Genomic DNA, 24,017 nt, shown 5'->3' on the forward strand with positions numbered 1-24,017 from the left:
CCACCAGGACTACTACGAACGACACCGAGGAAGATTCCGCCAACGACCCACCACACCGGCCCCCGCCACACACGCCGGGATCAACCTCCCCCAGACCAAAACACCCCAAAAACCAGCCCAGTGACTCCACACAGCTTGACAACTTTCGCCACTCCCAGGTGATCCAGCAGAATGTCGGCCAACTCATCCACATACGGCACATTCCGTGGGGCGTCAGCTGCAATTCCATGGATAGCTGGATCCATGGATGCCCTGGATTTCCTCTCCTCAGTTGGCGGCGTCGCCCGGGTAGGTCTACTTCGCGCCAACGGCTATACGCCCTCAGCAATCCACAAGTTGGCTTCCGCCGGGGCTCACCAACCACGAAAGGGCGTGTGGGCCCTCCCGTCGGCGGATCCGGAATACCTCACGGCGATCCTCAACAATGGGCATATCACGTGCGCGAGTGCAGCTTTACGCTACGGCCTGTGGATCAAAGACAAGCCCATGCGCTTGCATCTGGCTACACGGCATTGCCGGGGCAGCGGCTTCGTCCGGCATGGCGGGCTTCGCCGCTCTCCGGAGAATGCCGTCCCCATGGCATCCGTAGAAGACACCGTCATTCACGCTCTGACCTGTTTGCCGGACGCGGATGCTATTTCCATTGCGCAGTCGGCCATGCAGCAGTTCGGCATCCCGCAGGCCATGATCGAAAGTGAGATCTCTGCCGACTACTACGGAAACGCCAGAAGGCTTCTGGCCAAGGCCGACGGCCTGTCCGAATCCGTGCCCGAGATCAGCGCCCGTCTGCAGTTTGAGTCAGAAGGCAATGTTCCGCCGGAAGTCCGAATCGTTCTAAATCCGACGCGGTCAGTCCTGGAAGTACTCGATCTTGGCGCCGATGGTGTTGAGCCGCTCGGCCAGGTCCTCGTATCCGCGCTCAATCACGTAGATGTTGCGCAACTCAGACGTGCCGCGGGCCGCCAGCATCGCCAACAGCAGGCAAGCTGCGGGTCGGAGTGCCGGAGGGCATCCGACTTCCGCACCACGCCACTTGGTGGGGCCATTGACGTAGATGCGGTGCGGATCGAGGAGTTGGACCTGGGCGCCGAGCTTGTTGAGCTCGGTCAAGTAGATCGCCCGGTTCTCGTATACCCAGTCGTGGATCATGGTCTGGCCCTCGGCATTGCCGGCGATGACCGCGAAGAACGGCAAGTTGTCGATGTTTAGCCCCGGGAACGGCATCGGATGGATCTTGTCTTCCGGGGCGCGCAACCGTGATGGCTTGGTAGTGACATCCACCAGGCGAGTCCGTCCGTTGCGGGCAAAGTACTCCCCGGAGATGTCGAGCTGCTGGCCCATCTGCTCAAGCGTGGCCAGTTCGATCTCCATGAACTCGATGGGGACCCTGCAAATGGTGACTTCCGAGTTGGTCACGATGCCCGCGGTGATGAGGCTCATGGCCTCGATCGGGTCTTCCGACGGGAAGTACTCAATGTCGACGTCGATCGCCGGGCGGCCCGTGATCTTCAGGGTGGTTGTCCCGATGCCGTCGATCACCACGCCGAGCCCCTGCAGGTAGAAACAGAGGTCCTGAACCATGTAGTTGGGGCTGGCATTGCGGATCACGGTAGTACCGCTGCGGTGTGCGGCGGCCATGATGGCGTTCTCCGTCACGGTGTCGCCGCGCTCCGTGAGGACAAAGGTGCGGTGCTCGCCGTCGGCCGGTGGAGCCTGCACGGAATAGAAGCCGGACTTGGCCTCCACCGAGAGCCCGAACTGCCGCAACGCCTGCATGTGCGGTTCCACGGTTCGAGTCCCGAGATCGCAACCGCCGGCGTAGGGCAGCTGATACGAGGCCGCCTCATCCAAGAGGGGGCCCAGCAGCATGATGACGCTGCGGGTGCGGCGCGCCGCCTCCACGTCCATGGAGGCAAGGTCCAGGGTCTCCGGGCGGCGGATGCGAAGATCGTTGCCGTTCAGCCAGGTGCACTCGACACCAATTGAGGTCAAAACCTCGACGATCCGGTTGACTTCTTCGATCCGGGCAAGCCGACGCAAGATAGTGGTGCCGCGATTGATGAGGCTCGCGCAAAGCAGTGCGACGCCGGCATTCTTGCTGCTGTTGACGTCCACCGAGCCGGAGAGCGTGCGGCCGCCCTCCACACGCAGGTGGGTCATCTGCCGTTTGCCGACTTTGACGATGGTTCGTCCGAAGATCGACTCAAGGCGCTCGATCATGCGGAGGCTGAGGTTCTGCTTGCCCTGTTCCATGCGGGCAATGGCGCTTTGGCTGGTGCCCAGTTCCGAAGCGAGCTGTCCTTGTGTCCAGCCCTTTTCGCCGCGGGCGTCGCGAAGAAGGAGACCTACATGTTCGGCAGTCGGTTGCGTCATAACCAATAAATATCACGGATGGTCTATCAATCGGAGGTTTCGTGAAGCAACTCGCCGATTTTGTCGCAGAATAGTCGTCTCGTGCGATATTCACGGCGGTGGGGACTAGTTGGGCTGCTTCAGCCAGACGAAGTGCCACGTCCCTGCCCACTGGGCAGCGAGCACCGCCGCGGCTGCGATGAGCAGTCCGCCAGCGAGAACCCAGACGTCCAGGCGACTGTAGGTGGATTCGCGCGCCCAGGTCCGCCGTCCACCGCCGAAGCCGCGCGCCTCCATGGTCACGGCCAAGCGGGACGCCCGTCGGATCGCCTGGACTAGTAGCCCGAAGCTTTGGCCGAGCATGGCCTTGAAGCGTTGCGGCGGGCTCCCGTGCGAGCCGACACCCCGTGCGCGCCGTGCCATGCCGATGGTCTGCCACTCCTCCGCCATGAGTCCCACGAGCCTCAGCGCCGCCAAGGTGCCCAGGACAAAACGGTGCGGCAGTTTCGCCTTCTGCGCCAGGGAATCGGCGAGGTCGGTGGGGTCGGTGCAGCTCATCAGGAGAATGGCCGGCAACGCTATGGCAAGGCCGCGCAGCATGAACCCGAGTCCTAGCTGAAGCGAGCCTTCGCTGATAGACCAGATCCCGACGTCGAGCAGTATCCTTCCGCTGTCCGCCGACAGGATCGCGGTGCTCCAGCCTCCAAGCGCGGCCGCGATAATCAGGGGCCAGCCGCGCTGCCACAGCAAGCGCACGGTGAGCCCCGCGAGGGGGAACAACGCCAGTTCGCCGATGAGCGCCGTCGAAGCTGACACCAGGTCGATGGACAGCGCCAACACCAGCGTGATCAGGAAGACCGACACGAACTTGGCCAGCGGATTCGCGCGTGTCAGGAGTGCATTGTTGCCTCGCAGGGTCAGGGTTTCCCTCATGCCGCACCCGCTTCCTGCCGGGCCCCGCCTTGGAACGCATGCTCGAGCCGAATTTCGGTCCCGCCCAGGACGGAGCTGAACTCCTGGTCGTGGGTCACGGACACCACGGAGGTGCCGGCGTCGAGCAGTTCGGACAGGAACGACGCAAGCTCGGCCCAAGTGTTCGCGTCCTGGCCGAAGGTGGGTTCGTCCAGCACCAGGACCCGGGGGTGGGCGGCGAGCACCGTCGCCACGGACAGCCGGCGCTTTTCGCCCCCGGAGAGCGTGTACGGATTGGCGTCCACCAAATGCCCCAGGCGCAGCCGTTCCAACAACTCGTCCACCCGTTCCTCGCCATGGCCAAGGTGCTTGGGGCCGAACAGGAGCTCGTCGAGCACGCGGCCGGTCACGAACTGATGTTCAGGCTCTTGGAACACGGTCCCGATGCGGGAGATCAGCTGCTGGGCCTTCCACTTGAACGGGTCGGTGCCGGCCCCGTCGCTGAGCCCGACGGCGGCAGTCACCATGCCGGACACCGGCGCCAACAAGCCCGCGAGGGTCAACGCGAAGGTCGATTTTCCGGCGCCGTTGGGACCGGTGATGGTCAGGGCCTGCCCGGCGAGCACTTCGGCGTCAAGTCCGGACTGCACAGGAAGGGGCGGGATCGTTTTGAACCCGCGGCGCCGTGGCCGTTCGCGGGACACCGCGAGCTCCTGCGTGGCGAGCAGCAGCCCTCCAGCGTTGCCGGGGCCGGCCCCTGCTCCGGAACCTGTTCCCGAACGTGGCCGGGTGGCCGGCACGTACCCGGGCACCCACACGCCCGCAGCAATGAGCATGTCCCTTGCTTGCACCAACACGGTGTCCGGATCGCCGTCCAGGAGCACCGCCGGCGTCGACCCTTCCGTGGAGGAGGAGCTGCCCGGCTGCAGCACCACGATCCGGTCCACGAGGTCTTTCCAGACGGAGACCCGGTGTTCCACCACCACCAAGGTAGCGCCGGTCTTGTCCAGGCAGCGGCCCACGGCATCGCGCACTTCCAAAACGCCGGCCGGGTCAAGGTTGGCGGTCGGCTCGTCCAGGAGGATCAAGCCGGGCCGCATCGCCAGGATGCCGGCCAGTGCAAGGCGTTGCTTCTGCCCACCCGAGAGGGCCGACGTCGGGTGGTCGAGCGCGAAGTTGCCGCTGGCACTGCCACCGGCACTACGCAGGAGCCCGACGTCGTCGAGCGCTTCATGGACGCGTTTCCAGATCTCTTCCCGTGGCACGCAAAGGTTCTCGGCACCGAACGCGACGTCATCGCCCAGCCGGGAAAGCACCACCTGGGTTTCGGGGTCCTGTTGCATGAGTCCGGCACGGCCCCGCTGGGCCTTCGGCGAAACGCCGTCCACGAGCAGCGAGCCCGTCTCGTCGGCGTCGTCACCTTCCTCGCCCAACACGCCCGCCAAGGCATGCAGGAGCGTCGACTTGCCCGCGCCCGAGGGGCCGAGCAGGAGCACACGCTCCCCTGGACGAATATCCAGGTCCAGGGCGTGGATGGCCTGCGTGGTGCGGCCAGCGTGCCGCCAGCCCCAGCCTTGCGCGGAAATGGCGGCGGGTCGCACCACAGCAGGGGTGCCGGAATCAGGACTGGGCATCAGGAAAAGACGGGCTCCGAGGCGGCCTTGCGGGACGCGAACGCGCTCAGGACACCGGTCTTGGCCAGGCCGCGGGTCGCGATCCAGGACAGGGCTCCGGCAATGACGGCACCGGAGATCGTGCAGAACACGATGTACGCGAGCTTGTCGACCGGTTCGTAGGCGATGTTCCAGCCCCACGGCAGGAAGGAGTCGTTCAAACCGCAGAACAGGCCCGCGCCGGCACCTGCCAGCAGGGACACCGGCAGGTTGAACTTCTTGTACATGAAGGCCAGGAAGATGAGTTCCGCGCCGAGACCCTGGAGCAGGCCCGAGATCAGGACCGTGGTGCCGTACTGCGAACCCATGATGAGCTCGCTGGTGGCGGCCACCGTCTCGCAGAAAATTGCCGCACCGGGCTTGCGGACGATGAGCATGCCCAGGACTGCCGGGATCATCCAGCCGCCGGCGATCAGGCCGCTCAGCGGCGGGTAGCCGGCGGACATCGGCGTAGCAACCAGAGCCATCTGGTCCCATGCCCAGAAGATCACGCCACCGGCGATCGAGATCAGTGCCGCCACGACGATGTCCACGACGCGCCAGCTGTAACCAGGCTTGGTGAGGCCCGGCCTTGCAGAAATACCAGTCATTTTGTCCTCCTGAGGAACAGGAGGGGAAAGTGTTTCCGGTTGCCTGCGAGCGGTTTCCGCCGCCCCGGTCCGGACACTATGAGAACTCGACTCCCTTGCGCCGGTACTAGCCGGATCAGGTTCGAGGGTCTGCGGCTGTCCGCACTCTCAGCGCCCGTCATCCGTGCCGCATTGCTGCGAGCCCGACGGCGGCGCTCCCCTGTCGTTATCAATCCACCCTTTTGGGCGTGGTTCAGTTTACACCTTGGCGGGGTTGCGGGCGCTGTGCTGGCCTACGCGGAACGGTCACAAACATGTGGGACGACGGATTCTGCTGGATCATTCGCCGGGCGAGCCCTGGCCGGCGCGGATTGGCGCGGGCGGGCGCAGAAGCTGGGAGAATGATCCAGCAGAATGTGACGCAGCGCGGGCAAAGGAGCGGTCTTGGCAGGCATTGGCGAAGCGAACAGCACCACGGTGGCCGAACCTAGGCTCGCCGCGAGCGTGATCCTGGTCCGCGAGGCCCCCGTTCACACGGTTCAGTCAGACCCGGAGGTTCCGGCGGATGCCGGGCGCGGCCTGGAGGTGTTCGTGCAGCACCGCGTGACCACGATGGATTTCGCCGCGGGCATGGTCGTCTTCCCCGGGGGGCGAGTGGACCAGGCGGACAGCTCCGGCTGGGACTTCGAGGACGACGTCGTCGAGCGGCACGCCAACGCCTGGCGCCGGAGCAGCATCGCCGTCGAGCCCGCTTCGGCCCGGTTCAACGCCGGCCGGGTGCTGGCGGCTGCACAGCGCGAGGTGTTCGAAGAGGCCGGGCTGAAGCTCGACGCCGCCACCCTCCGCCCGTGGGCCAACTGGGTCACCCCGGCAGACCAGCCCAAGCGCTTCGACACATACTTCTACCTTGCCTGCCCGCTTTCCGGTGCCGAGCCAAGGCACCAAACCACGGAAGCGTCATCGTCCTTGTGGATGCCGGTCCGCGGAATCCTGGATGCCGAAGCCGCCGGAACCCTCAAGCTCATGCCGCCCACGCTGGCGCTGCTGGATGAGCTCCTCGCTCTCGGCACGGTGGAAGCGATACTGGCCGAGGACCGTGACATCGTGCCCGTCCGTCCAAAGCCTGGAGCTTTGGAGGAGTTCTTCCGGCTGAGGCGCCAATCCCCAACCGTTGCTCCGGAACTGCCCTGAAGTGGGGTTAGGCTGGGGACGGTCCTGTTTCCTCCCGCAAGGAGTCCCGGAATGAACCTCCTCATCAAGCTGCTCGGCACTGGCGTCAGCATCGGCGCAGGCTTTGTCGGCACCAAGATCGTCAATGCGTTGTGGGAAAAGTCCACCGGCAAGAAGCCTCCCAAGGGTCACGACGACATGGAGGCAAGCCTGCGCTCGGCACTGACCTTCGCACTGATTTCGGCGACCGTCAGCGCAGTCATCCAGGTTTTCGCAAGCCGCAGTACCCAGCGTGCCATCTCGCGTTTCTCGAAGACGCAGGACATCGTCTAGGCTGACGGCCCGCCGTCCCGGCCGTTCGCGGCTGAGCTCCCGCCGTTCCCGGTGTGGGGCATTGCCGGTCCCGTTTCCTGCGCTTTCTCCGCTGCCCGCTGACCGGCAGCCCGGAGCACCACGGCCTCAAGTTCGTCTATGCTCAGCAACTCGCGGTGGAGGTGCTTGGTCCGGTAGCCTGCGCGGCCCACCATGTGTGCGGACACGGGCACGGTCAGCAGTTGGAAGATCCAGGCGACTGCCAGGATCGGCCAAACCCACCATTCGCGCATCTGCAGCCCGATGGCCGCCAAAACAAGGAACAACCCCAGCACTTGCGGCTTGGTAGCTGCGTGCATGCGGCTCATCAGGTCCGGGAAACGCAACAGGCCGATTGCCGCGCCCAATGACATGAGCGCACCAACAATCAGCAACACTGCGGTGACGGCATCGATCACGCCGTCAACTCCGGTGGCATTAGGAGTCATTGACCTGTCCCCTTCGGTCGGCCACGAAGCGCGCCACCGTCACCGAGCCAACGAACCCGATCAGCGTCAGCGCGACGAGCAGCACCAAGTTGTTGAGGTGTCTGTTGACGGCCATGTCGATGGCCAGCGCGGCGCCCAGTATGGCGAGAAGCACGTCTGAGGCGAGCACCCGGTCCAGCAGGGAAGGCCCGACGGCGATCCTATAGATCGCGCCTGCCGCCGCGAGGCTAAGAATCACCGCCGTGACGATCAGCACGATGTCTTTCATGAGCGATCTCCCGTCGTTGCAGGCCAGCCTTCGGCCTGGAGTGCGTCCATTTCCGCGCGGGTACCCATGATCCGGATCAGCGAGGCCTCCGTATCCTGGACTTCCTTGCGCAGCTTGGCGGTGTCCACATCGTTGCGGACATTGAGCCCGTGGATATAGAGCGTGGACGTGGAGCGATCCACCTCCACCACCAAGGAACCCGGAATCAGGGAAATCACGTGCCCGGTGGCAGTCACCATGAGGTCGGAATGGCTGCGCAGGGGAACAGCGACCACGGCGTTGGTTACCGAAGGCCCGCGGAAGACCGCCAAGTACATGACCTGGAAACTCGCGGCCACCACTTTGCCAAGGAACACTGCGGCGAAAGGAATGGCGCGCAACACGTGGAATCGACCGCTGAGCTCCACTGGAGGCAAGTAGAAGACCCTGGCTACCACCACCGCGATCAGCGCACCAAACACCAAGTTGCCGGGGCTGAAGTCCCGCCAAAGCGCACCCCAGACGACCACCAGCCAGACCAGCAGGGGCAACTCGGTGCGGAACGAAATCCGCTTGCGGCTCACTTGCCACCTCCCTGCACCGGCGCAGCGATCTCCGGAACCTTGGCATTCCCGCCGAGCACGGAATGGATGTACGCCGTACGGTCCAGCATCTGTTCCGCGGAGTTTCCGGCCAATTGGAACAGCGGGCCGGCGAAGACCGTCAGCGCCACGCCAAAGACCACCAGCGCGGCAGTTGGCCCCACCATGGTCCGCGGAAGCAGGCCGACTGCTGCCGTGTCCTTGAGGGCGGCGGCCGGGTATTCCGCGTCCTCGGGCTTCCGCCAGAATGCGCGGTTCCAGACCCGGGCAATTGCCAGCAATGTCAAGAGGCTCGTGACCACGCCGCCCACCACCAAGGTAATGGCCAGGGGTGTCCCGAGGGCGATGCCTGCCTGCAGGAGTCCGAGCTTCCCCAGGAACCCTGAGAAGGGCGGGATTCCCGCGAGGTTCATGGCTGGAATGAAGAACAAGAGCGAGAGGAGCGGAGACAGCTTGGCAAGCCCACCCAGCCTGTCCATAGACGAGCTGCCACCGCGGCGCTCGATCAAGCCCGTCACCAGGAACAGGCTCGTTTGGACCGTGATGTGGTGGGCCACATAGAACACCGCAGCAGCAAGCCCCGCAACGGAAGACATGGCCAGCCCGAACACCATGTAGCCGATGTGGCTGACCAGGGTGAAGGAGAGTAATCGTTTGATGTCACTCTGGGCTATGGCGCCGAGAATGCCCACCAGCATGGTGAGGAGCGCTACCACCATCAACGGGGTATTCAAGGTGTCGCCCGGGAAGAGCAGGGTCTCCGTGCGGACCATTGCGTACACGCCCACTTTGGTGAGCAGGCCGGCGAACACGGCAGTGACCGGTGCCGGTGCGGTCGGGTACGAGTCGGGCAGCCAGAAGGACAGCGGGAACACAGCAGCCTTGATGCCGAAGGCCACGAGCAGCATGACGTGGAGCAGGTTCCTGGTGCCTGGATCCAATCCGGCCAGCTTGACGGCGAGATCCGCCATGGTGATGGTCCCGGTGGCTCCGTAGATCATCGCAATAGCGATCAGGAACAGCACAGAAGACACGACGGAAACCACCACGTACGTGACCCCGGCGCGGATGCGCGGACCGGTGCCGCCCAGCGTCATGAGCACATAGCTTGCCGTCAGCAGGATTTCGAAGCCCACGTACAGGTTGAAGAGGTCACCTGTCAGGAAAGCGTTCGAGACTCCGGCTACCAGGATCAAGTAAGTCGGGTGGAAGATCGACACCGGCGCCTCGCGGTCGCCGTCGGCCATGCCCTGGCCGGTGGCGTAGATGAGCACCGCGAGGCTGATGACGGAGGAAACCACCAACATGAGCGAGGAGAACTGGTCCACCACCATCACCACGCCAAACGGCGGCTGCCAGCCACCCAGAGTGACGGAGGCTGTGCCCGTGGTCCATACCGAGGCAAGGAGCCAGCATTCCAGGAGCAAGGTCAGGGACAATAAACCGATGCTGACCGCGCGTTGGGCCCGCGGATTCCTGTTCAGGGCGAACGTCAGGGCGGCACCGAGGATGGGAAGTACGACGGCGAGCGGCGCCAGGCTGGCGATGTTCACTGGGGGCCCCCTTCCTTGGCTGCTTCGGTTACTGCCGTAACCGGGAATTCGGACGTTTCCTCAGGAACCACGGAGTCGTCTTCGGCGTCAAAGCTGGGTGTCTTCGCCACACGTCGGTCTTCGGCGTCGTCCTGGATGTCGTCTTGACGTGCCAACGCCCAGGTCCGGTAGATGATGCCGAGCATGAATGCCGTCACCGCGAAGGAAATCACGATCGACGTCAGGATCAAGGCTTGTGGCAAAGGATCGTTGTAGTCGCGAGGATCCGTCGATTTGTTGAACAGCGGGGCCAGCCCGGCATATCCGCCCGTGGCGAGGATCAACAGGTTGGTTGCGTTGGCCAGGAGCATAAGCCCCAGGAGAACGCGCGTCAGGCTGCGTTCCAGGATTAAATAAATTCCGCAGGCATAGAGCACTCCCATGACGATCAACAAGGTCAAGTTGACGCTCATGGGGTCCCCTTCCCTGGCGCAATAGTTGCGGTGGTTGCCGCAGTTGCGGTGGCGGTGGCGGCTTCGGACCGGGCTTCCCCGGAACCCCGAGCGTCTCCGCCAACGGTCTCTTCGAAGTGTTCGTCGATCTCGGCTCCCAAGCTGCGCAGCACGTCCAAGGCCAGCCCTACGACCACGAGGTACACGCCGATGTCGAAGACCGTCGAGGTCACGAACTTGATGTCACCGAACAGCGGTAGCCAGAACCCGATGATGGCACTTTGGAACACTTGGCCGCCCAGCAGCAGAGGGACGAAGCCCGCCGCGGCCGCCGTCGCAAGACCTGTTCCCAGCAGCATGCCGGCGCTGATCGGTGCGGCTTCCCGCAACTCGAACCGTCCGCCGGCCAAGTAGCGGATGGTCAGGGCGAGCCCGGCAGTGAGTCCGCCGGCGAAGCCGCCTCCCGGAAGATTGTGTCCCGCCAGCAAGAGGTACACGGAGAAAACGATCATCGAGTGGAAAATAAGCCGCGTAACCACTTCGAAGATGATGGAACGCCGTTCCGGAGCAAGGGTTCGGCCGGCCACGAGCCAAGGGTCCGTCAGGGAGCCCGCGAACTTGCGGACGAGTGCCAGCGAGGCGTCGTCGCGCGAACTGCCCCCGGCCGTGGCGCGCCTTCCGACAATGCCCTCGGGAATCGTGGCGGCCTTGTTGAGGCGCTCACCCCTGCCGCGGACAAAGATCAAGCTCGCGACGCCGGTAGCGGCGACTGCCAGTACCGAGATCTCACCGAAGGTGTCCCAGGCCCGGATGTCCACCAGCGTCACGTTGACTACGTTGAGTCCGCCGCCGCCTTCATAGGCCAGCCGGGGGAACGAGAGCGACACGGGCTCGGCGATGCGTGCGCCCATCGCGTAGATCGCCACGAAGATCATGGTGACGGCGAACGCCACACCGATAATGACGCGAACCACCCGGTATTTGCCGCCGGTGCGGTCCCGGAGCTCCGGAGGGAGGCTGCGCATGGCCAGCACGAAGGCCACGAGGATGATGGTCTCCACGAGCATTTGCGTCAAGGCGAGGTCCGGGGCTCCCTGCAACGCGAACATGAGCGCGATGCCGTAGCCCGTGACAGACACCATCAGCACTGCGAGGAAGCGCTTATTGGCACGGACGGCGGCCAGCGCGCCAACCACGATTCCTGCCGCGGCGATGAGCTGGAGCGGAGAATTCGGGTCGACCAAAAAGAGACCGCCCGGGAGGGGCTTGTTGGCCACGATAAGTGCCGTGAGCGGAACGGCGAACGCCACGGTGAGAATAACCGCCAGGTAGAAGTAGAGGGAACCGCGCTGCGTGCGCCCCGTGACCCAGACGGCGACGTCGTCCAAGGCCCCGATGGTGCGCTGGTAGGCGCGATCGCCGTCCACCCAGTCCGGGATACGACTCTGCGCCCGCGCCACGAGGTTCCGGGCATAGAACATCACGACGCCGGCCGCGAACGTCACGGCGGTCAGTCCCAAGGCGGGCGTCAGTCCGTGCCACAGCGCAAGGTGGCTGGCCCCGGCTCCGGTTGGTCCGGCTGCGTTTGTTCCGGCAGCGGGTTCTACAAAGAGCGCGGCATACGGCTGGATCCACCCGTCCACGGGATCCGGCCACAGGCCGTACACGATGGTGAGGAAGCTCAAGATGGCGGGCGCGGCCAGGAACGATGGCTGGATGGCCTTGAACGGCGTCCGGTCCACGCCCGGCTTGGTGGCGAACGCACCCCACATAAAGCGGGCGCTGTAAGCGAACGTGAGGATGGACCCCAGGACCAAGCCGACTAGGAGGACCAGCCCCCACGGTTGGGAAGCAGGGGCAGTACCCGAGTGATCTGTGCCGTAGTGGACGAACGCTTCGAACACGGATTCCTTGGCCACGAAACCTGCCAGCGGCGGTATGCCGGCCATGGACGCGGCGGCGATGCCCGCCACGATGGCGAGCGCCCTGGAGGACTTGTACACCCCCGAGAGCTTGCGGATATCGCGCGTGCCGGATTGGTGGTCGATGATGCCCACCACCAGGAACAACGCGGCCTTGAACAGACCGTGTGCCAGCAACAGCGCGAGTCCTGCCAGCGCGGCGTCGGGCCGGCCGAGGCCCACCACCATGGTGAGGAACCCGAGCTGGCTGACGGTTCCATAGGCGAGGATGAGCTTGATGTCAGTCTGCCGGAGCGCCCGGTAGCCGCCCACCAGCATCGTTGCCAGGCCGAGCCCGAGCACCAGCGGCAACCAGTACGGGCTTTCGCTGAACCCGGGCGCCATTCGGGCGACGATGTAGATCCCGGCCTTCACCATGGCCGCTGCATGCAGGTAGGCGCTCACCGGGGTGGGGGCGGCCATGGCACCCGGGAGCCAGAAGTGGAAAGGGACCAGCGCCGATTTGGTAATCGCACCTACCAAGATGAGTACGACGGCGGCAGCAACCGCACCTTGTGCGGTTCCCGTGACGAGGGCGGCCGCTTCAGTCATGATCGCCGATATCCGGTATGTTCCGGCCACTTGGCCCAGAATGATGAGGCCGACGAGCATGGCCAGGCCGCCAGCGGTGGTGACCATGAGGGCCTGCAAAGCCGAGCGCCGTGCGGAAAGGCGGGTGCGCGCATAGCCGATCAGCAGATAGGACAGGACGGTGGTGAGTTCCCAGAAGATGAACATCATCAGCAGGTCGTCGGCCGTCACCAGGCCGAACATCGCCCCGGCGAAGGCAAGAAGTTGCGCTCCGAACCCGCCTAGGTCGGCATCCTTGTTCTTGAAGTACCGGGCGCAATAGACCAGGACCAGCGCGCCGACCCCCAGGACCAGCAGGGACATCACCCACGCCAGGACGTCCATGCGGAAGGCGAATTCAAGCTTGAGGTTCGGAATCCACGGGAGGGTTTCTTCAATGAAGCCGCCGGTGGGGTCCCCGCCTTTTCCGGGATAGATCCGGTCGTACTGCAGGAGCAGCCAGACAAAGGCGAGGGCGGGAACCGCCGCAAGGACGTAGAAGGCATTCCGCTGAAGTTTCCGGAAGATCCAGGGCGCCACAGTTGCCGCTGCAAAGGTCACGGCAAGGACTGTGATCACTGGAATCTCCGCAAAGTCAGGAATGAGTTGTCAAAAGTTGGAGCAGGCGGTCAAACGTTGGGTTCGGTGCAGGTAGTTTATCAAGCATGAACATGGCAACTGCGCCTGAGGCCCCGCACCCGGCATCCGAACTTGCTTCAGGGCCCGCCCTGTCGAACAAAGGCCAGATCCTTGCGTGGGCGTCCTGGGACTGGGGTTCCGCGGCATTCAATGCCGTCATGACCACCTTCGTGTTCACCGTCTACCTGACGTCCAAGGCGTTTGGCGGCGAAGACTCCGCGTCGGCGACGTTGGGTGCCGCGCTGGCGATTGCCGGCGTCGCGATTGCGATCCTCGCGCCTGTCACCGGTCAGCGTTCCGACTCGGGAGGCCGCCGGAAACTGTGGCTCGGAGTCAACACCGTGCTCGTGGCCGTCCTGACTGGCTCGTGCTTCTTTGTCTTCCCCAAGCCGGAGTTCCTGCTCCTGGGCGTCTCATTGATCGCGCTCGGCAATGTGTTTTTCGAGTTCGCGGGCGTCAATTACAACGCCATGCTGGCCCAGATCTCCACCCCCGCCAATATCGGCAAAGTGAGCGGCTTCGGCTGGGGGATGGGATACTTGGGCGGAATTATCGCGCTGCTCGTGGTGCTGCAGCTATTCGTCCAACCGTCCTTCGAGTGGTTCGGGGCCTCCACCCAGGACAGCCTGAATATCAGGCTCGTGGCTGTCTTCTCCGCACTCTGGTTCTTCATCTTCGCGCTACCGGTCCTTTTCGCGGTTCCGGAACTCTCCGTCAAGAAACCGGAATCCCGTCTCGGGTTCCTTGCCTCCTACGGTTTGCTGGTCCGCAGGATCAAGGCCATCTATCGAACCAGCCCGCACACCATCTATTTCCTGCTCGCGAGCGCCATCTTCCGCGACGGCCTTGCGGCGGTCTTCACCTTCGGCGGGGTCATTGCTGCCGGGACCTTTGGCTTCGAGCTCAAACAAGTCATCTTCTTCGCGATTTTCGGCAACGTAGTGGCCGCCGTCGGCGCCATGATCGGCGGATTCCTGGACGACAGGATCGGGCCCAAGGCCGTCATCGTCATCTCCCTTCTAGGACTCCTGGTAGCCGGCACCGCGATCCTGGTTCTCGGCAACGGCGACTACGTGTTCTTCGGAGCCCATTGGGCAGGCAGCACCACGTTCTGGGTGTTCGGGTTATTCCTCTGCCTCTTCGTGGGACCAGCGCAGGCTTCCTCCCGCGCCTACCTCGCGAGGCTGGCGCCGGACGGCGAATCCGGCGAGCTGTTCGGGCTCTACGCCACCACCGGCCGGGCCGTGAGCTTCCTGGCACCGGCGCTCTTCACCCTGTGCATCACCCTGGCGACCCCTCTTGTGGCCCCGGGCGCGGCCCAACGCTGGGGAATCCTGGGCATCATGGTGGTGCTCCTGGCCGGCCTGCTGTTGATCCTGCCCGTCAAGTCACCCAACAAGACGGAAATCGCCACCGTTCCGCTGTGCTGAGGGTGGGGCTCGCGGGTGCCTTGATTCCACACAATCTGCCGAAAACCCTTGATCTTTAATTGTTAGTAGAGTTTACTAACTGACATGGAAGCCCTTCGTGACCGCCCGCGCACCGACCGTCAGCGCACCGATCGAACCGGCGCAGCAACCCTGCCCTCCGACGGGCGCGCCCACAACCTCTCCTTGGTGCGCCAGACGCTCCACTCGGCTGGAGCGATGAGCCGCGCGGATCTGTCCCGGACCTTGGGCCTGACGCGCGTCACGGTATCGGACCTCGTCTCGGACCTCCTGGAACGCGGCCACGTCGTGGAGCTGGGGCACTCCGATGAAGTCCGCCCCGGGAAGCCGGCCATTCTGGTGGACATCAACCGCCGGGGCCTCCAGGTGATCGGCATGGATTTAGCCGAAAATTCCGTGCTACGTGCCGCCGTCCTCGACCTTGACGGAAACATCCTCGAACGGTTCGAGCGCACCATTGCTTCGGAAACCGGCCGGGACGTCGTCAACCAGGTCCTCGAACTCGCGTCGGAGGCCGTCGACCGAGCCACCGCTACACTGCTCGGGATCGGCGTCGGGACCCCCGGTATCGTCAACGCGGAGGGCGTGGTCACCACGGCCCCCAACTTCGACTGGAAGGACGTCGCTCTGCGCGATCTCCTGCAGGAGCACACCGGCCTGCCGACCCTCGTTTCCAACGACGCCGACGCCGCAGTCCACGCGGACCACACCTTCGGCGGCGGCAGTGACGACATGGTCCTCGTGAAAATCGGCCGCGGTGTCGGTTCGGGCCTCATCGTGGGCGGCACGCGGGCGCGGGGCGCCCACTCCGCGGCGGGCGAAATCGGCCACGTCACGGTCGGCACCGACGGCGGAACCGTGTGCAAGTGCGGTAAAACGGGCTGCCTCGAAACCTGGATGTCCGTCCCCAGCCTCGAACGGGCCTTGGCCGAAGCGGCGGCGAGCTTCGAACCGGACGCCGCGGCCGGCGTCGTACTCCGGGAAGCAGGGGAGCGGCTCGCCATCGCCCTCGCGCCCGTGGTTGGAGCCCTCGATTTGGGCGAAGTGGTCCTCAGCGGACCCCGGGAGCTTTTGGAAGGCCCCCTTCTCTACGCCGTCCAGCAGACCTTGCTTGAGCGGCTCTTGCACCAGGACCCTTCACCGGTGTCCGTCCGTCTCGCGGCAAACGCACAGGACATTGTCCTGCGCGGAGCCGCCGTGATGGTCCTGTGGGACCAGCTTGGTGTGGCCTGAGTGCCGCGTCCGCGCCGTTTCCAGCCCTGACTACCAGCCAAGCATCCCTTCGAAGGAGCCGGACATGGACACGATTCAGTCACCCGCTACTCAGTTCCTTGCCACCGGGCCCGCCCGCGCCCACCTCCGCCGCTTCGCGGCAGGCACCCTCATGCCCGGATTCACCGGCATCGCCGTCCCCGTCTGGATCCTTGAAGCGTACGACGCCGGGCTGGCGGCTGTGTGCCTCTACGGCACCAACGTGGCGTCCCCCGTGCAGTTGCGCGAGCTCTGCGCCGGGCTCCGTGCCCATTCCCCGAACACGCTCATCGCCGTCGATGAAGAGGGCGGGGACGTCACGAGGCTGCACTACCTCACGGGATCAACGGAGCCCGGGAATGCGGTGCTCGGACGTTTGGACGACGTCGAACTGACCGCTGCCAGCGCCAGCGCCATCGGCCACGAACTCGCAGGCCTGGGCATCAACTTGAACCTGGCCCCCGATGCAGACGTCAATTCCGCTCCGGACAATCCCGTGATCGGCGTGCGCAGCTTCGGGGCCGAACCGGATCTGGTGGCCAGGCACACCGCTGCCTGGATCCGCGGCCTCGAAGACGCCGGTGTGGCATCCTGCGCCAAACACTTCCCGGGCCACGGTGACACGACCATGGACTCCCACCTGGCGCTCCCTCGGGTCACGGCCGACGCCGCAACGCTGGATGCCCGCGAACTTGTCCCGTTCCGTGCGCTCGTCGCCGCTCGCGGAGCCACGGTCATGACCAGCCACATCCTGGTCGAAGCCCTGGACCCGGACCACCCCGCCACCTTCTCCTCGCGCATCCTGCAGGACCTGCTGCGCCGCGACATGGGATTCGACGGTGTCATCATCACGGATGCCCTGGACATGGCCGGCGCGTCGGCCCAGACTGGCATTCCGGAAGCAGCCGTCGGTGCACTGATGGCCGGGGCAGACCTGCTCTGCCTTGGCTCGGAAACGGGACCCGCCCTCTTCGAACAAACGCTCACCGCGATCGCCGATGCCGTTGAAGAGGGGCGCTTGCCCATGGAGCGCCTCGCGGACGCTGTTGCCCGCACGGCGGCATTGTCCTCGCGTTTCCCCGCTGCGGGTGCTGCGGAAATCCACGAGGCCGCCATCAGGGGCCAGCTCGGCCTGCCGGGCCAGCCGCAGCCTGCCGGCGTGCCTGCCGACCCGGAGGCGCTTGACGGGGAGCGCATCGCCGAGGCCTTCGAGGTCTCCGAAGCCGCCCAAAGGTGGCTTGCACGGGAGGAACCCGTGGCGATCGTGCAGGTTGAAACCGGATCCAATTTCGCGGTCGGCCGCGTGGCGTGGGGCCCCGCTGCCACGACTTCGGCAGTGGTCCGCGAAGGCGAGGTGCCCGACGGCGCCCGGGTCGCCGTCGTCGGGCGCGGCCTGGATGCCGAGCACCCGCTATGGACCGTCTTCGCCCGTTTGAGGGCGGAGGGGCACGCGGTGATCGCTGTCGAGTGCGGCTGGCCGCGCGGCGGAGCGGACATCGTCACCTATGGCGCGTCCCTCACCGTCTCCCAAGCCTTGACGGCGCTGCTGAACGGAAGCGCCAAAGCCTGACTGCCGCAAGCTGCTTGCGCCCGCGCACCACCCATCGACAGAAAGTTGCCATGGAAGTCATCGTCACGCCCACTCCGGAATCGGCCGCTTCGGCTGCCGCACACGCCGTCCTCTCGGGACTTCCTGCGGGCAGGGGACCAGTGCTCGGCTTGGCCACCGGTTCGTCGCCGCTGGGACTGTACGCGGAGCTCGCAGCCGCGGCGGCCGCTGGTCGCGTGGATTTCTCGGCCGCCAAGGGATTCGCCTTGGACGAATACGTGGGCCTTCCGACTGGACATGTCCAGTCCTACGGCGAGGTCCTGATCCGCGAGGTCTGCGAGGTCATCGGGCTTCCCTTGGCCGGGCTGAATGTCCCTGACGGAACCGGCACCACCCAGGCCGAGCTCGAAGCGGGAGCTGCTGCCTACGACGCCGCAATCGGTGCCGCCGGCGGCGTCGATGTGCAGATCCTGGGCATTGGCGCCAACGGCCATGTGGGATTCAATGAGCCCGGATCCTCTTTGTCCTCCCGGACGCGGCTGAAGAGGCTGACGGCCCGCACGAGGCGGGACAACGCCCGGTTCTTCGACCACGACGGCGATGTCCCTACCCACTGCATCACCCAGGGATTGGGGACCGTGCTGGATGCGCGCCGGCTGGTGCTCATCGCCACCGGCACCGCGAAGGCCGCCGCGGTCGCTGCCGCCGTCGAGGGGCCGCTGACGGCGTCGTGCCCGGGTTCGATCCTGCAATGGCATGCCGACGCTGTGGTGGTTCTGGACGAGGCGGCCGCCGCCGGATTGGCGAACCGCGAATACTACGACGACGCCTCGCGCGGCCTGGCTTTGACCCCCTAGAAAGTCGCGGACCGCTTTGCGCGGCGGCTGCGAGTGGCATCATTCCGCCGCCCCTTCAAGAGGGCTAGGGTGGACTTATGAACGTGGATGAGACAGAACTTCCAGGCCTCGGGGTCCGCAAGGATTTCATCACGGCCTCGGGACGCCGGATCGGTGTTGTCGAGATGCGGGAGGGTGAGACCGAGCTTTTCGTCTCCACATGGGACGATCCCGATACCTGCCAGGCATCCATCCCGTTGACCGCAGACGAGGCCGCCGCACTGGGCAACCTGCTGGGCGGGCAGCACATCGCGATGCGTTTGGCCGAAGCCCACAAGGAAATCCCCGGCATTGTCACGCGGCAGTTCTCCATCACCGCGGACTCCCCTTTCAACAACCAGCCCATGGGCAAAGCCCAGATCCGCACCCGCAGTGGTGTCTCGATCGTGGCGATCATGCGCGAAGGCGAAGTGGTTCCCTCACCGGCGCCCGACGTCGTCCTTCACACGGGTGATCTGCTGGTGGCTGTCGGTACGCAGGAAGGTCTTGACTCTGCGGCTGCCATTCTGCGCAACGGCTGACGTCCATGGACCCCCTGGCCCTGACCCTCATAGAGCTGGGCGCAGTCGTTTTCTGTCTCGGCCTCTTGGCGCGCTTGGCCGGCAGGATCGGCATGTCCCCCATTCCGCTCTATCTGGTAGGGGGACTGGCGTTCGGAGCGGGCGGACTGATCAAACTGGATGGCATGCACGAGTTCGCCCATCTTTCCGGCGAAATCGGCGTCATCCTGCTCCTGTTGATGCTCGGTTTGGAATATACGGCCGCGGAACTCGTCACCGGACTGCGGCGCTCCTGGCAAGCCGGCGTGTTGGACCTGGTGTTGAACTTCTTACCGGGTGCGGGCATCGCCGTGTGGCTCGGCTGGGGACTCGTGGGCGCGATCGTCATGGGCGGCGTCACCTATATTTCTTCCTCCGGCATCGCCGCGAAGGTGATCACGGACCTCGGCCGGATCGGTAACCGTGAAACGCCAGTGGTGCTGGCCATCTTGGTTTTCGAAGACCTCACCATGGCCATCTACCTTCCGATCCTGACGGCGATCCTTGCAGGCGTGGGCTTCCTGGGCGGGCTCCAGACGGTGGGCATTGCCTTGGCCGTCGTCACCCTCGTGCTGGTGGTGGCCCTCAAGCACGGCCATCGGGTATCCCAGGCCGTGCACAGCGAAAACTCCGAAGTCTTCCTGCTCAACCTCCTCGGGGCCGCACTTCTGGTGGCCGGCATCGCGTCCGCCCTCCAGGTCTCCGCGGCCGTGGGCGCGTTCATGCTGGGCATTGCCATTTCGGGGGCAACGGCCCACAACGCGACGCGGATCCTTGAACCGCTGCGGGATCTCTTCGCGGCGATCTTCTTCGTAGCCTTCGGTCTCAACACGGACCCGTCCAGCATCCCGCCAGTGCTGGGCTGGGCGCTGCTCCTTGCTCTTGCGACAGCCGTGACCAAGGTGCTGACCGGATTCTGGGCGGCAAAACGGGCCGGGATCGCCGTTCCTGGCCGTTTCCGCGCGGGAGCCGCCTTGATTGCGCGCGGCGAATTCTCCATTGTCATTGCGGGCCTGGCCGTGACCTCGGGAGTCGTACCGCGCGAGCTTGCCGCCCTCGCCACCGCGTATGTGCTGCTCATGGCCATCACCGGACCGCTCGCGGCCCGTTTCGTGGAACCGACGGTCAAGGCCTTCCGCAAGTCCCCGCGCAAACCGAAGGCATCCGAGCCGATTGCGTCCTTCGAGGCGTGAGATCTCGTCCTTTTCGTGCGTTCAAAGAGCCGAGATCTCACGCCTCGATCCGTAAGCGGACCGTCACTACTCCTCCCCACTGTGGATAACCGGCTACGGGCGCCTACGCTGTGCCAAGAATTGGTGCATGCGCAGTCCTGGACCTCTTCCTGAAACCCTCAGGGGCCGCTCGTTCACGCTCTCCGAGCAACGCGCTGCCGGGGTTTCGGATAACCGGGCCTGGAACAAGGATCTTCGCGTGGCCAGCCGCGGAGTCCGTGTTCCGTGGGGCGCCGCCCAGGAACTTGCCCACACCGGACGCCTGCTGACCGGCATCTCACCGGGAACAGTCTGTTGCGGCCCGACGGCGGCAATCCTGTGGCGTTGTCCCCTCCCTTTTGACCTCGAACGCCAGCCGTTGGTGCACTTGCTGCGGTGGGACGGCGGGAACCGGCCAGTTCGGAAAGGGGTCGCCGGGCGCAGGGTAGCTTTGAGGGCCGCCGACCGTCAGACCATTGACGGAGTCCCCGTGACGAGTCCTGCCCGGACGTGGCTCGATTTGGCGGCATTGCTGCCCCACGACGATCTCGTGGCCGCTGCAGACCACTTCATCTGCAGTCAGTCCCGCAGTTTCGGCCACAACCGAGCCGCGCTTTGTTCCCTTGAGGATTTGCGTTCGCAGGTGGAGGGAAACCCTGGCATCCGTGGACGCAGGAACGCCCTGCTGGCGCTGGAACTCGCGAGGGTTGGAGCCGACTCCGTGCCGGAAACCAAGCTCCGTCTTGCCATCGGCCGGCGGGGATTGCCCGAACCTGTATTGCGCTTTGTTGTTCAGGATTCAACCGGCTGGGAGTTGGCGTGGCCGGACTTGGCCTTCCCCCGGTACAAAGTAGCCATCAACTACGACGGCGGCCACCACCTGACAGCCGAGCAAAAGGAATCGGACATTCGCCGTGACGAATCCATCGCAGCGATCGGCTGGACCTCGGTGACCATTACGGCACGGCACGTGAAAGCTTGCGGGTTCGACGGCGTCGTACACCGCGTGCGAGGCGCCCTGGCCTGCGCAGGGTGGGTCAGCGAGGCGTGAGATCTCGGCCTTTTCGTACCTTCAAAGAGGCGAGATCTCACCTCTCGGCAAGGGCTAAACAGCCGTCCGGTGGAAATTCAGGTGGCTGCGGCTGGCGGTAGGGCCGCGCTGGCCTTGGTAACGGTTGCCGTAACCGCCGGAACCATAGGGATGTTCGGCGGCCGACGAGAGTCGGAAGAAGCACAACTGGCCGATCTTCATGCCGGGCCACAACTTGATGGGCAGCGTCGCAACGTTGGAGAGTTCAAGCGTCACATGGCCCGAGAACCCGGGATCAATGAAGCCGGCCGTGGAGTGCGTCAACAAGCCGAGGCGGCCCAGCGAAGACTTTCCTTCCAGTCGTGCGGCGACGTCGTCCGGCAGGCTCACGGTTTCGTATGTTGAACCGAGCACGAACTCGCCCGGGTGCAGGATGAAAGGCTCGTCGCCCTCGACCTCAACCAGCCGGGTCAGCTCAGGCTGTTCCTCGGAGGGGTCGATGTGTGCGTATTTGTGGTTGTCGAACAGCCGGAAGAAACGGTCAATCCTCACATCCACCGAGGACGGCTGAACCATCGCGGGGTCGTAGGGCTCCAGGACGATACGTCGGGAGTCGATTTCGGCACGTATGTCGCGGTCAGAGATCAGCACAGGATCAAAAGTACCGTATGCATCGCGCACCCCGTGGTGCCGGAGTGGCGCATGGGACTATAGTGCACCACATAGACTACCGTTACCGCTGTTGTGTTTGGGAACGGTGGCACGACGCGAATCTGGGGAAACATTGAGACGAATTGCGGTGCCCGTTGCCGTGCTGGTGGCCTGCCTTCTCACGGTGACGGCCCCTGCCTCTGGCCCGCTCGCCGTTCCGGTTTCGCTCGCGGGAACTGCCGCCGCTGCCGCGCCTCCCACCTCAAACACCACCGCAGGCGCTGAAAGTACGACGACGGCGTCCGCACCGCCGTCGGGATCCAGCCTTCCGCAGGCCGCACCCGCGCCGGGGTCACCAACAGCCACTCCCGCACCACCAGCAGCCGCCCCTGCTGCAGCCGCGGCTGGCGCGGGCACCGCCTCAACCGTCCCAGCGGCGACCTCCCCTGCGCAGGGGATCCCCGTCATCGAGCCCGGCAACGGCACCTCACCCCAGGCAGTGGCCGGCCCTCCCCCGCTGCCCTCCATCCCGCCGGCATCCGGCCCGGACCCGCTCCCCGGAACCGCGGCAGGGGACGCCACACAGCCGGCCCCAGCCCCGACGAAGTCCTCACCCGCAGCTGTGCCCCTGGTCTCGACGCAGGCATTGGTCAATGACGATAATTCCGCCCAGGTGCTGGCCGTGTTCAACGCCATCAATGCCTACAGGACGTCGCTTGGCTTGAATCCGGTGAAGTACAACCCCACGGTGTCCACTCTTTCGCAGGACTGGTCCAACAACATCGCCAGCCGCCAAGTGATTGAACACCGCAGCAACTTCTGGACCGACCCCAGGGCCTTGAACCCCAACAACGGGGCAGGCGAGATCATCGCGGTCCGCTGGGATCGGAATGCCGCCCAGCTTGTCGAATGGTGGAAGAGCTCACCCGCCCACGATGCGCTGCTGCGTGACCCCCGTTTCAACGTGATCGGCGTTGGTATCACGTTCACCAACGGCAACTACCTGACCACCCCCAATAGCTACACGATGTGGGGCGTGGTCAATCTCTTCGGCTATACGACGCTCCCCGCCGGCACAGTCAACAGCCCGGGCGCCGGCACAGCCCCTCCCCAGCTTCCGCCCCCGACAGTCTGCGACCCCATCGCGAAGCACCAGCCGCCCACGCTGGACCTCAGCGCCGCAGCCATCCGCAGCTCCGGTGACCTGGTCGCCGTCGACCCCTCCGGCAACTTGAGGGACTACCCGGCACTCGGCAACGGCACGTTCGGTCCCGCCCGGACGGTCGGATCCGGTTTCGCAGGGGCGAAAGAAGTGATGACCACCGATTGGGACCGCGACGGTGTGATCGACGTCTTGGTCCAAATGCTGGACGGCAGGCTTCTGCTCTACCCCGGAGCGGTGAGCGGAGGATTCAAAGCGCCAGTGACGTTAGGCGGATCGGGCTGGCAGTCGATGACCATGGCCGTGGGCATTTGGTGCGGCAACAACCGGCTCCCGCAAATCCTCGCCACTGATTCCAGCGGCGCGCTCTACCTGTACCGGAACCTGGGGCTCACCGCCCTGGTCGGACGGACCCAAGTGGGCTCGGGCGTCAGCGCGATCCGGCTGAGCGTGGTGGACTACGACGCCGACGGCTTCCAGGACCTGCTGGCGATGGAAGCAAACGGGAACCTGCGACTCTACCGCGGCTCCGGGCTCACCGCGCCGAGGGCAGAGGCACATCTAGTGGTCGGAACCGCCTGGACCGACTACTCCGGATTGCGCTCGCTCAAGGGTGTCACTGGCCTCAACACCGCCGGAATCGCGGGCCTGCTGAGCAATGGAACGATCGAGTATTGGGACCTGACCGGCGGACGCCTCACGACTCCGAGCACTCCGATAACCGGTTTAGGCGGACTCAAGCTGGCGCAGTAGCTGGGCCCACGCCGCCAGGGTTCCCTGGGCGAGCGGAGCGAGGCGAGG

The 24,017-nt window shown here is 65.0% G+C and carries 21 protein-coding genes and 1 riboswitch; of the genes, 10 read left to right on the forward strand and 11 right to left on the reverse strand.

Annotation, left to right across the window (positions count from 1 at the left end):
* Window positions 1–849: 849 nt before the first annotated feature.
* The 4 genes from AB4074_RS18265 to AB4074_RS18280 all read right to left on the reverse strand — a co-directional run bounded on the left by AB4074_RS18265 (window position 850) and on the right by AB4074_RS18280 (window position 5,527).
* A complete protein-coding gene (locus AB4074_RS18265; RefSeq protein WP_345448475.1) occupies window positions 850–2,373 on the reverse strand; it encodes a UDP-N-acetylglucosamine 1-carboxyvinyltransferase in 1,524 nt (507 codons plus the stop codon).
* A 105-nt stretch (window positions 2,374–2,478) separates the two neighbouring features.
* The gene (locus tag AB4074_RS18270; RefSeq protein WP_441414658.1) at window positions 2,479–3,285 is read right to left on the reverse strand and encodes an energy-coupling factor transporter transmembrane component T family protein; all 807 of its coding nucleotides are present in this window, start codon (window positions 3,283–3,285) and stop codon (window positions 2,479–2,481) included.
* Window positions 3,282–4,898 (reverse strand): ABC transporter ATP-binding protein, encoded by a 1,617-nt coding sequence (locus AB4074_RS18275; protein WP_441414659.1) that lies wholly within the window; start codon window positions 4,896–4,898, stop codon window positions 3,282–3,284. The genes AB4074_RS18270 and AB4074_RS18275 overlap by 4 nt, the downstream gene beginning before the upstream one ends.
* Window positions 4,898–5,527, reverse strand: coding sequence for an ECF transporter S component (locus AB4074_RS18280; protein WP_441414660.1), 630 nt, complete (start codon window positions 5,525–5,527; stop codon window positions 4,898–4,900). The genes AB4074_RS18275 and AB4074_RS18280 overlap by 1 nt, the downstream gene beginning before the upstream one ends.
* A gap of 74 nt (window positions 5,528–5,601) precedes the next feature.
* Window positions 5,602–5,738, reverse strand: a riboswitch (TPP riboswitch).
* 212 nt (window positions 5,739–5,950) lie between these two features.
* Here AB4074_RS18280 and AB4074_RS18285 point away from each other — a divergent pair.
* Both AB4074_RS18285 and AB4074_RS18290 read left to right on the forward strand, forming a co-directional pair.
* Window positions 5,951–6,697 carry an NUDIX hydrolase gene (locus AB4074_RS18285; protein WP_441414661.1) on the forward strand — a complete coding sequence of 249 codons (747 nt, stop codon included), beginning with the start codon at window positions 5,951–5,953 and terminating at the stop codon, window positions 6,695–6,697.
* 51 nt (window positions 6,698–6,748) lie between these two features.
* Entirely contained in the window at window positions 6,749–7,009 is a 261-nt protein-coding gene (locus AB4074_RS18290; RefSeq protein ID WP_306963155.1) for a DUF4235 domain-containing protein, read from the forward strand.
* Here AB4074_RS18290 and mnhG read toward each other — a convergent pair.
* Genes mnhG through AB4074_RS18320 form a run of 6 tightly spaced genes read right to left on the reverse strand, consistent with a single transcriptional unit; the run spans window position 7,006 to window position 13,419 of the window.
* The gene (gene mnhG / locus AB4074_RS18295) at window positions 7,006–7,476 is read right to left on the reverse strand and encodes a monovalent cation/H(+) antiporter subunit G (RefSeq protein ID WP_441414662.1); all 471 of its coding nucleotides are present in this window, start codon (window positions 7,474–7,476) and stop codon (window positions 7,006–7,008) included. The two genes, AB4074_RS18290 and mnhG, sit on opposite strands and share 4 nt — an antisense overlap.
* Complete coding sequence (locus AB4074_RS18300; protein ID WP_078107371.1) at window positions 7,466–7,744, reverse strand: monovalent cation/H+ antiporter complex subunit F; 279 nt, start codon at window positions 7,742–7,744, stop codon at window positions 7,466–7,468. The genes mnhG and AB4074_RS18300 overlap by 11 nt, the downstream gene beginning before the upstream one ends.
* Window positions 7,741–8,307 (reverse strand): Na+/H+ antiporter subunit E, encoded by a 567-nt coding sequence (locus tag AB4074_RS18305; protein WP_441414663.1) that lies wholly within the window; start codon window positions 8,305–8,307, stop codon window positions 7,741–7,743. Before AB4074_RS18305 ends, AB4074_RS18300 begins: the two co-directional genes overlap by 4 nt.
* The gene (locus tag AB4074_RS18310; protein ID WP_441414664.1) at window positions 8,304–9,878 is read right to left on the reverse strand and encodes a Na+/H+ antiporter subunit D; all 1,575 of its coding nucleotides are present in this window, start codon (window positions 9,876–9,878) and stop codon (window positions 8,304–8,306) included. Before AB4074_RS18310 ends, AB4074_RS18305 begins: the two co-directional genes overlap by 4 nt.
* Window positions 9,875–10,330, reverse strand: coding sequence for a Na(+)/H(+) antiporter subunit C (locus AB4074_RS18315; RefSeq protein ID WP_236813318.1), 456 nt, complete (start codon window positions 10,328–10,330; stop codon window positions 9,875–9,877). Before AB4074_RS18315 ends, AB4074_RS18310 begins: the two co-directional genes overlap by 4 nt.
* Window positions 10,327–13,419, reverse strand: a complete 3,093-nt coding sequence (locus AB4074_RS18320) for a Na+/H+ antiporter subunit A (RefSeq protein ID WP_441414665.1) — start codon at window positions 13,417–13,419, stop codon at window positions 10,327–10,329. The genes AB4074_RS18315 and AB4074_RS18320 overlap by 4 nt, the downstream gene beginning before the upstream one ends.
* Before the next feature lie 86 nt (window positions 13,420–13,505).
* Between AB4074_RS18320 and AB4074_RS18325 the strand changes: the two genes are divergently transcribed.
* The 7 genes from AB4074_RS18325 to AB4074_RS18355 all read left to right on the forward strand — a co-directional run bounded on the left by AB4074_RS18325 (window position 13,506) and on the right by AB4074_RS18355 (window position 21,424).
* Window positions 13,506–14,909, forward strand: coding sequence for an MFS transporter (locus AB4074_RS18325; protein ID WP_441414666.1), 1,404 nt, complete (start codon window positions 13,506–13,508; stop codon window positions 14,907–14,909).
* An 84-nt stretch (window positions 14,910–14,993) separates the two neighbouring features.
* Complete coding sequence (locus AB4074_RS18330; RefSeq protein WP_441414667.1) at window positions 14,994–16,160, forward strand: ROK family transcriptional regulator; 1,167 nt, start codon at window positions 14,994–14,996, stop codon at window positions 16,158–16,160.
* A 64-nt stretch (window positions 16,161–16,224) separates the two neighbouring features.
* On the forward strand, window positions 16,225–17,748 hold the full coding sequence (locus tag AB4074_RS18335) for a glycoside hydrolase family 3 protein (protein ID WP_441414668.1): 1,524 nt from the start codon (window positions 16,225–16,227) through the stop codon (window positions 17,746–17,748).
* Between the two features lie 50 nt (window positions 17,749–17,798).
* Window positions 17,799–18,584, forward strand: a complete 786-nt coding sequence (locus AB4074_RS18340) for a glucosamine-6-phosphate deaminase (RefSeq protein WP_441414669.1) — start codon at window positions 17,799–17,801, stop codon at window positions 18,582–18,584.
* Window positions 18,585–18,661: 77 nt separating this feature from the next.
* Window positions 18,662–19,144: a cation:proton antiporter regulatory subunit gene (locus AB4074_RS18345; RefSeq protein ID WP_059389838.1), complete on the forward strand. Its 483-nt coding sequence runs from the start codon at window positions 18,662–18,664 to the stop codon at window positions 19,142–19,144.
* Window positions 19,145–19,149: 5 nt separating this feature from the next.
* On the forward strand, window positions 19,150–20,355 hold the full coding sequence (locus AB4074_RS18350) for a cation:proton antiporter (protein ID WP_441414670.1): 1,206 nt from the start codon (window positions 19,150–19,152) through the stop codon (window positions 20,353–20,355).
* 127 nt (window positions 20,356–20,482) lie between these two features.
* On the forward strand, window positions 20,483–21,424 hold the full coding sequence (locus tag AB4074_RS18355; RefSeq protein WP_441414671.1) for an endonuclease domain-containing protein: 942 nt from the start codon (window positions 20,483–20,485) through the stop codon (window positions 21,422–21,424).
* A gap of 54 nt (window positions 21,425–21,478) precedes the next feature.
* On the opposite strand, the gene dcd is transcribed toward AB4074_RS18355, so the two are convergent.
* Complete coding sequence (gene dcd, locus AB4074_RS18360; protein WP_236813334.1) at window positions 21,479–22,054, reverse strand: dCTP deaminase; 576 nt, start codon at window positions 22,052–22,054, stop codon at window positions 21,479–21,481.
* Between the two features lie 133 nt (window positions 22,055–22,187).
* Here dcd and AB4074_RS18365 point away from each other — a divergent pair, with 133 nt between their 5' ends.
* Window positions 22,188–23,969 (forward strand): CAP domain-containing protein, encoded by a 1,782-nt coding sequence (locus tag AB4074_RS18365; RefSeq protein ID WP_441414672.1) that lies wholly within the window; start codon window positions 22,188–22,190, stop codon window positions 23,967–23,969.
* Window positions 23,970–24,017: the final 48 nt, after the last annotated feature.

It is taken from the genome of Arthrobacter sp. 2MCAF14, assembly GCF_052115645.1.
Classification (GTDB): Bacteria; Actinomycetota; Actinomycetes; order Actinomycetales; family Micrococcaceae; genus Arthrobacter.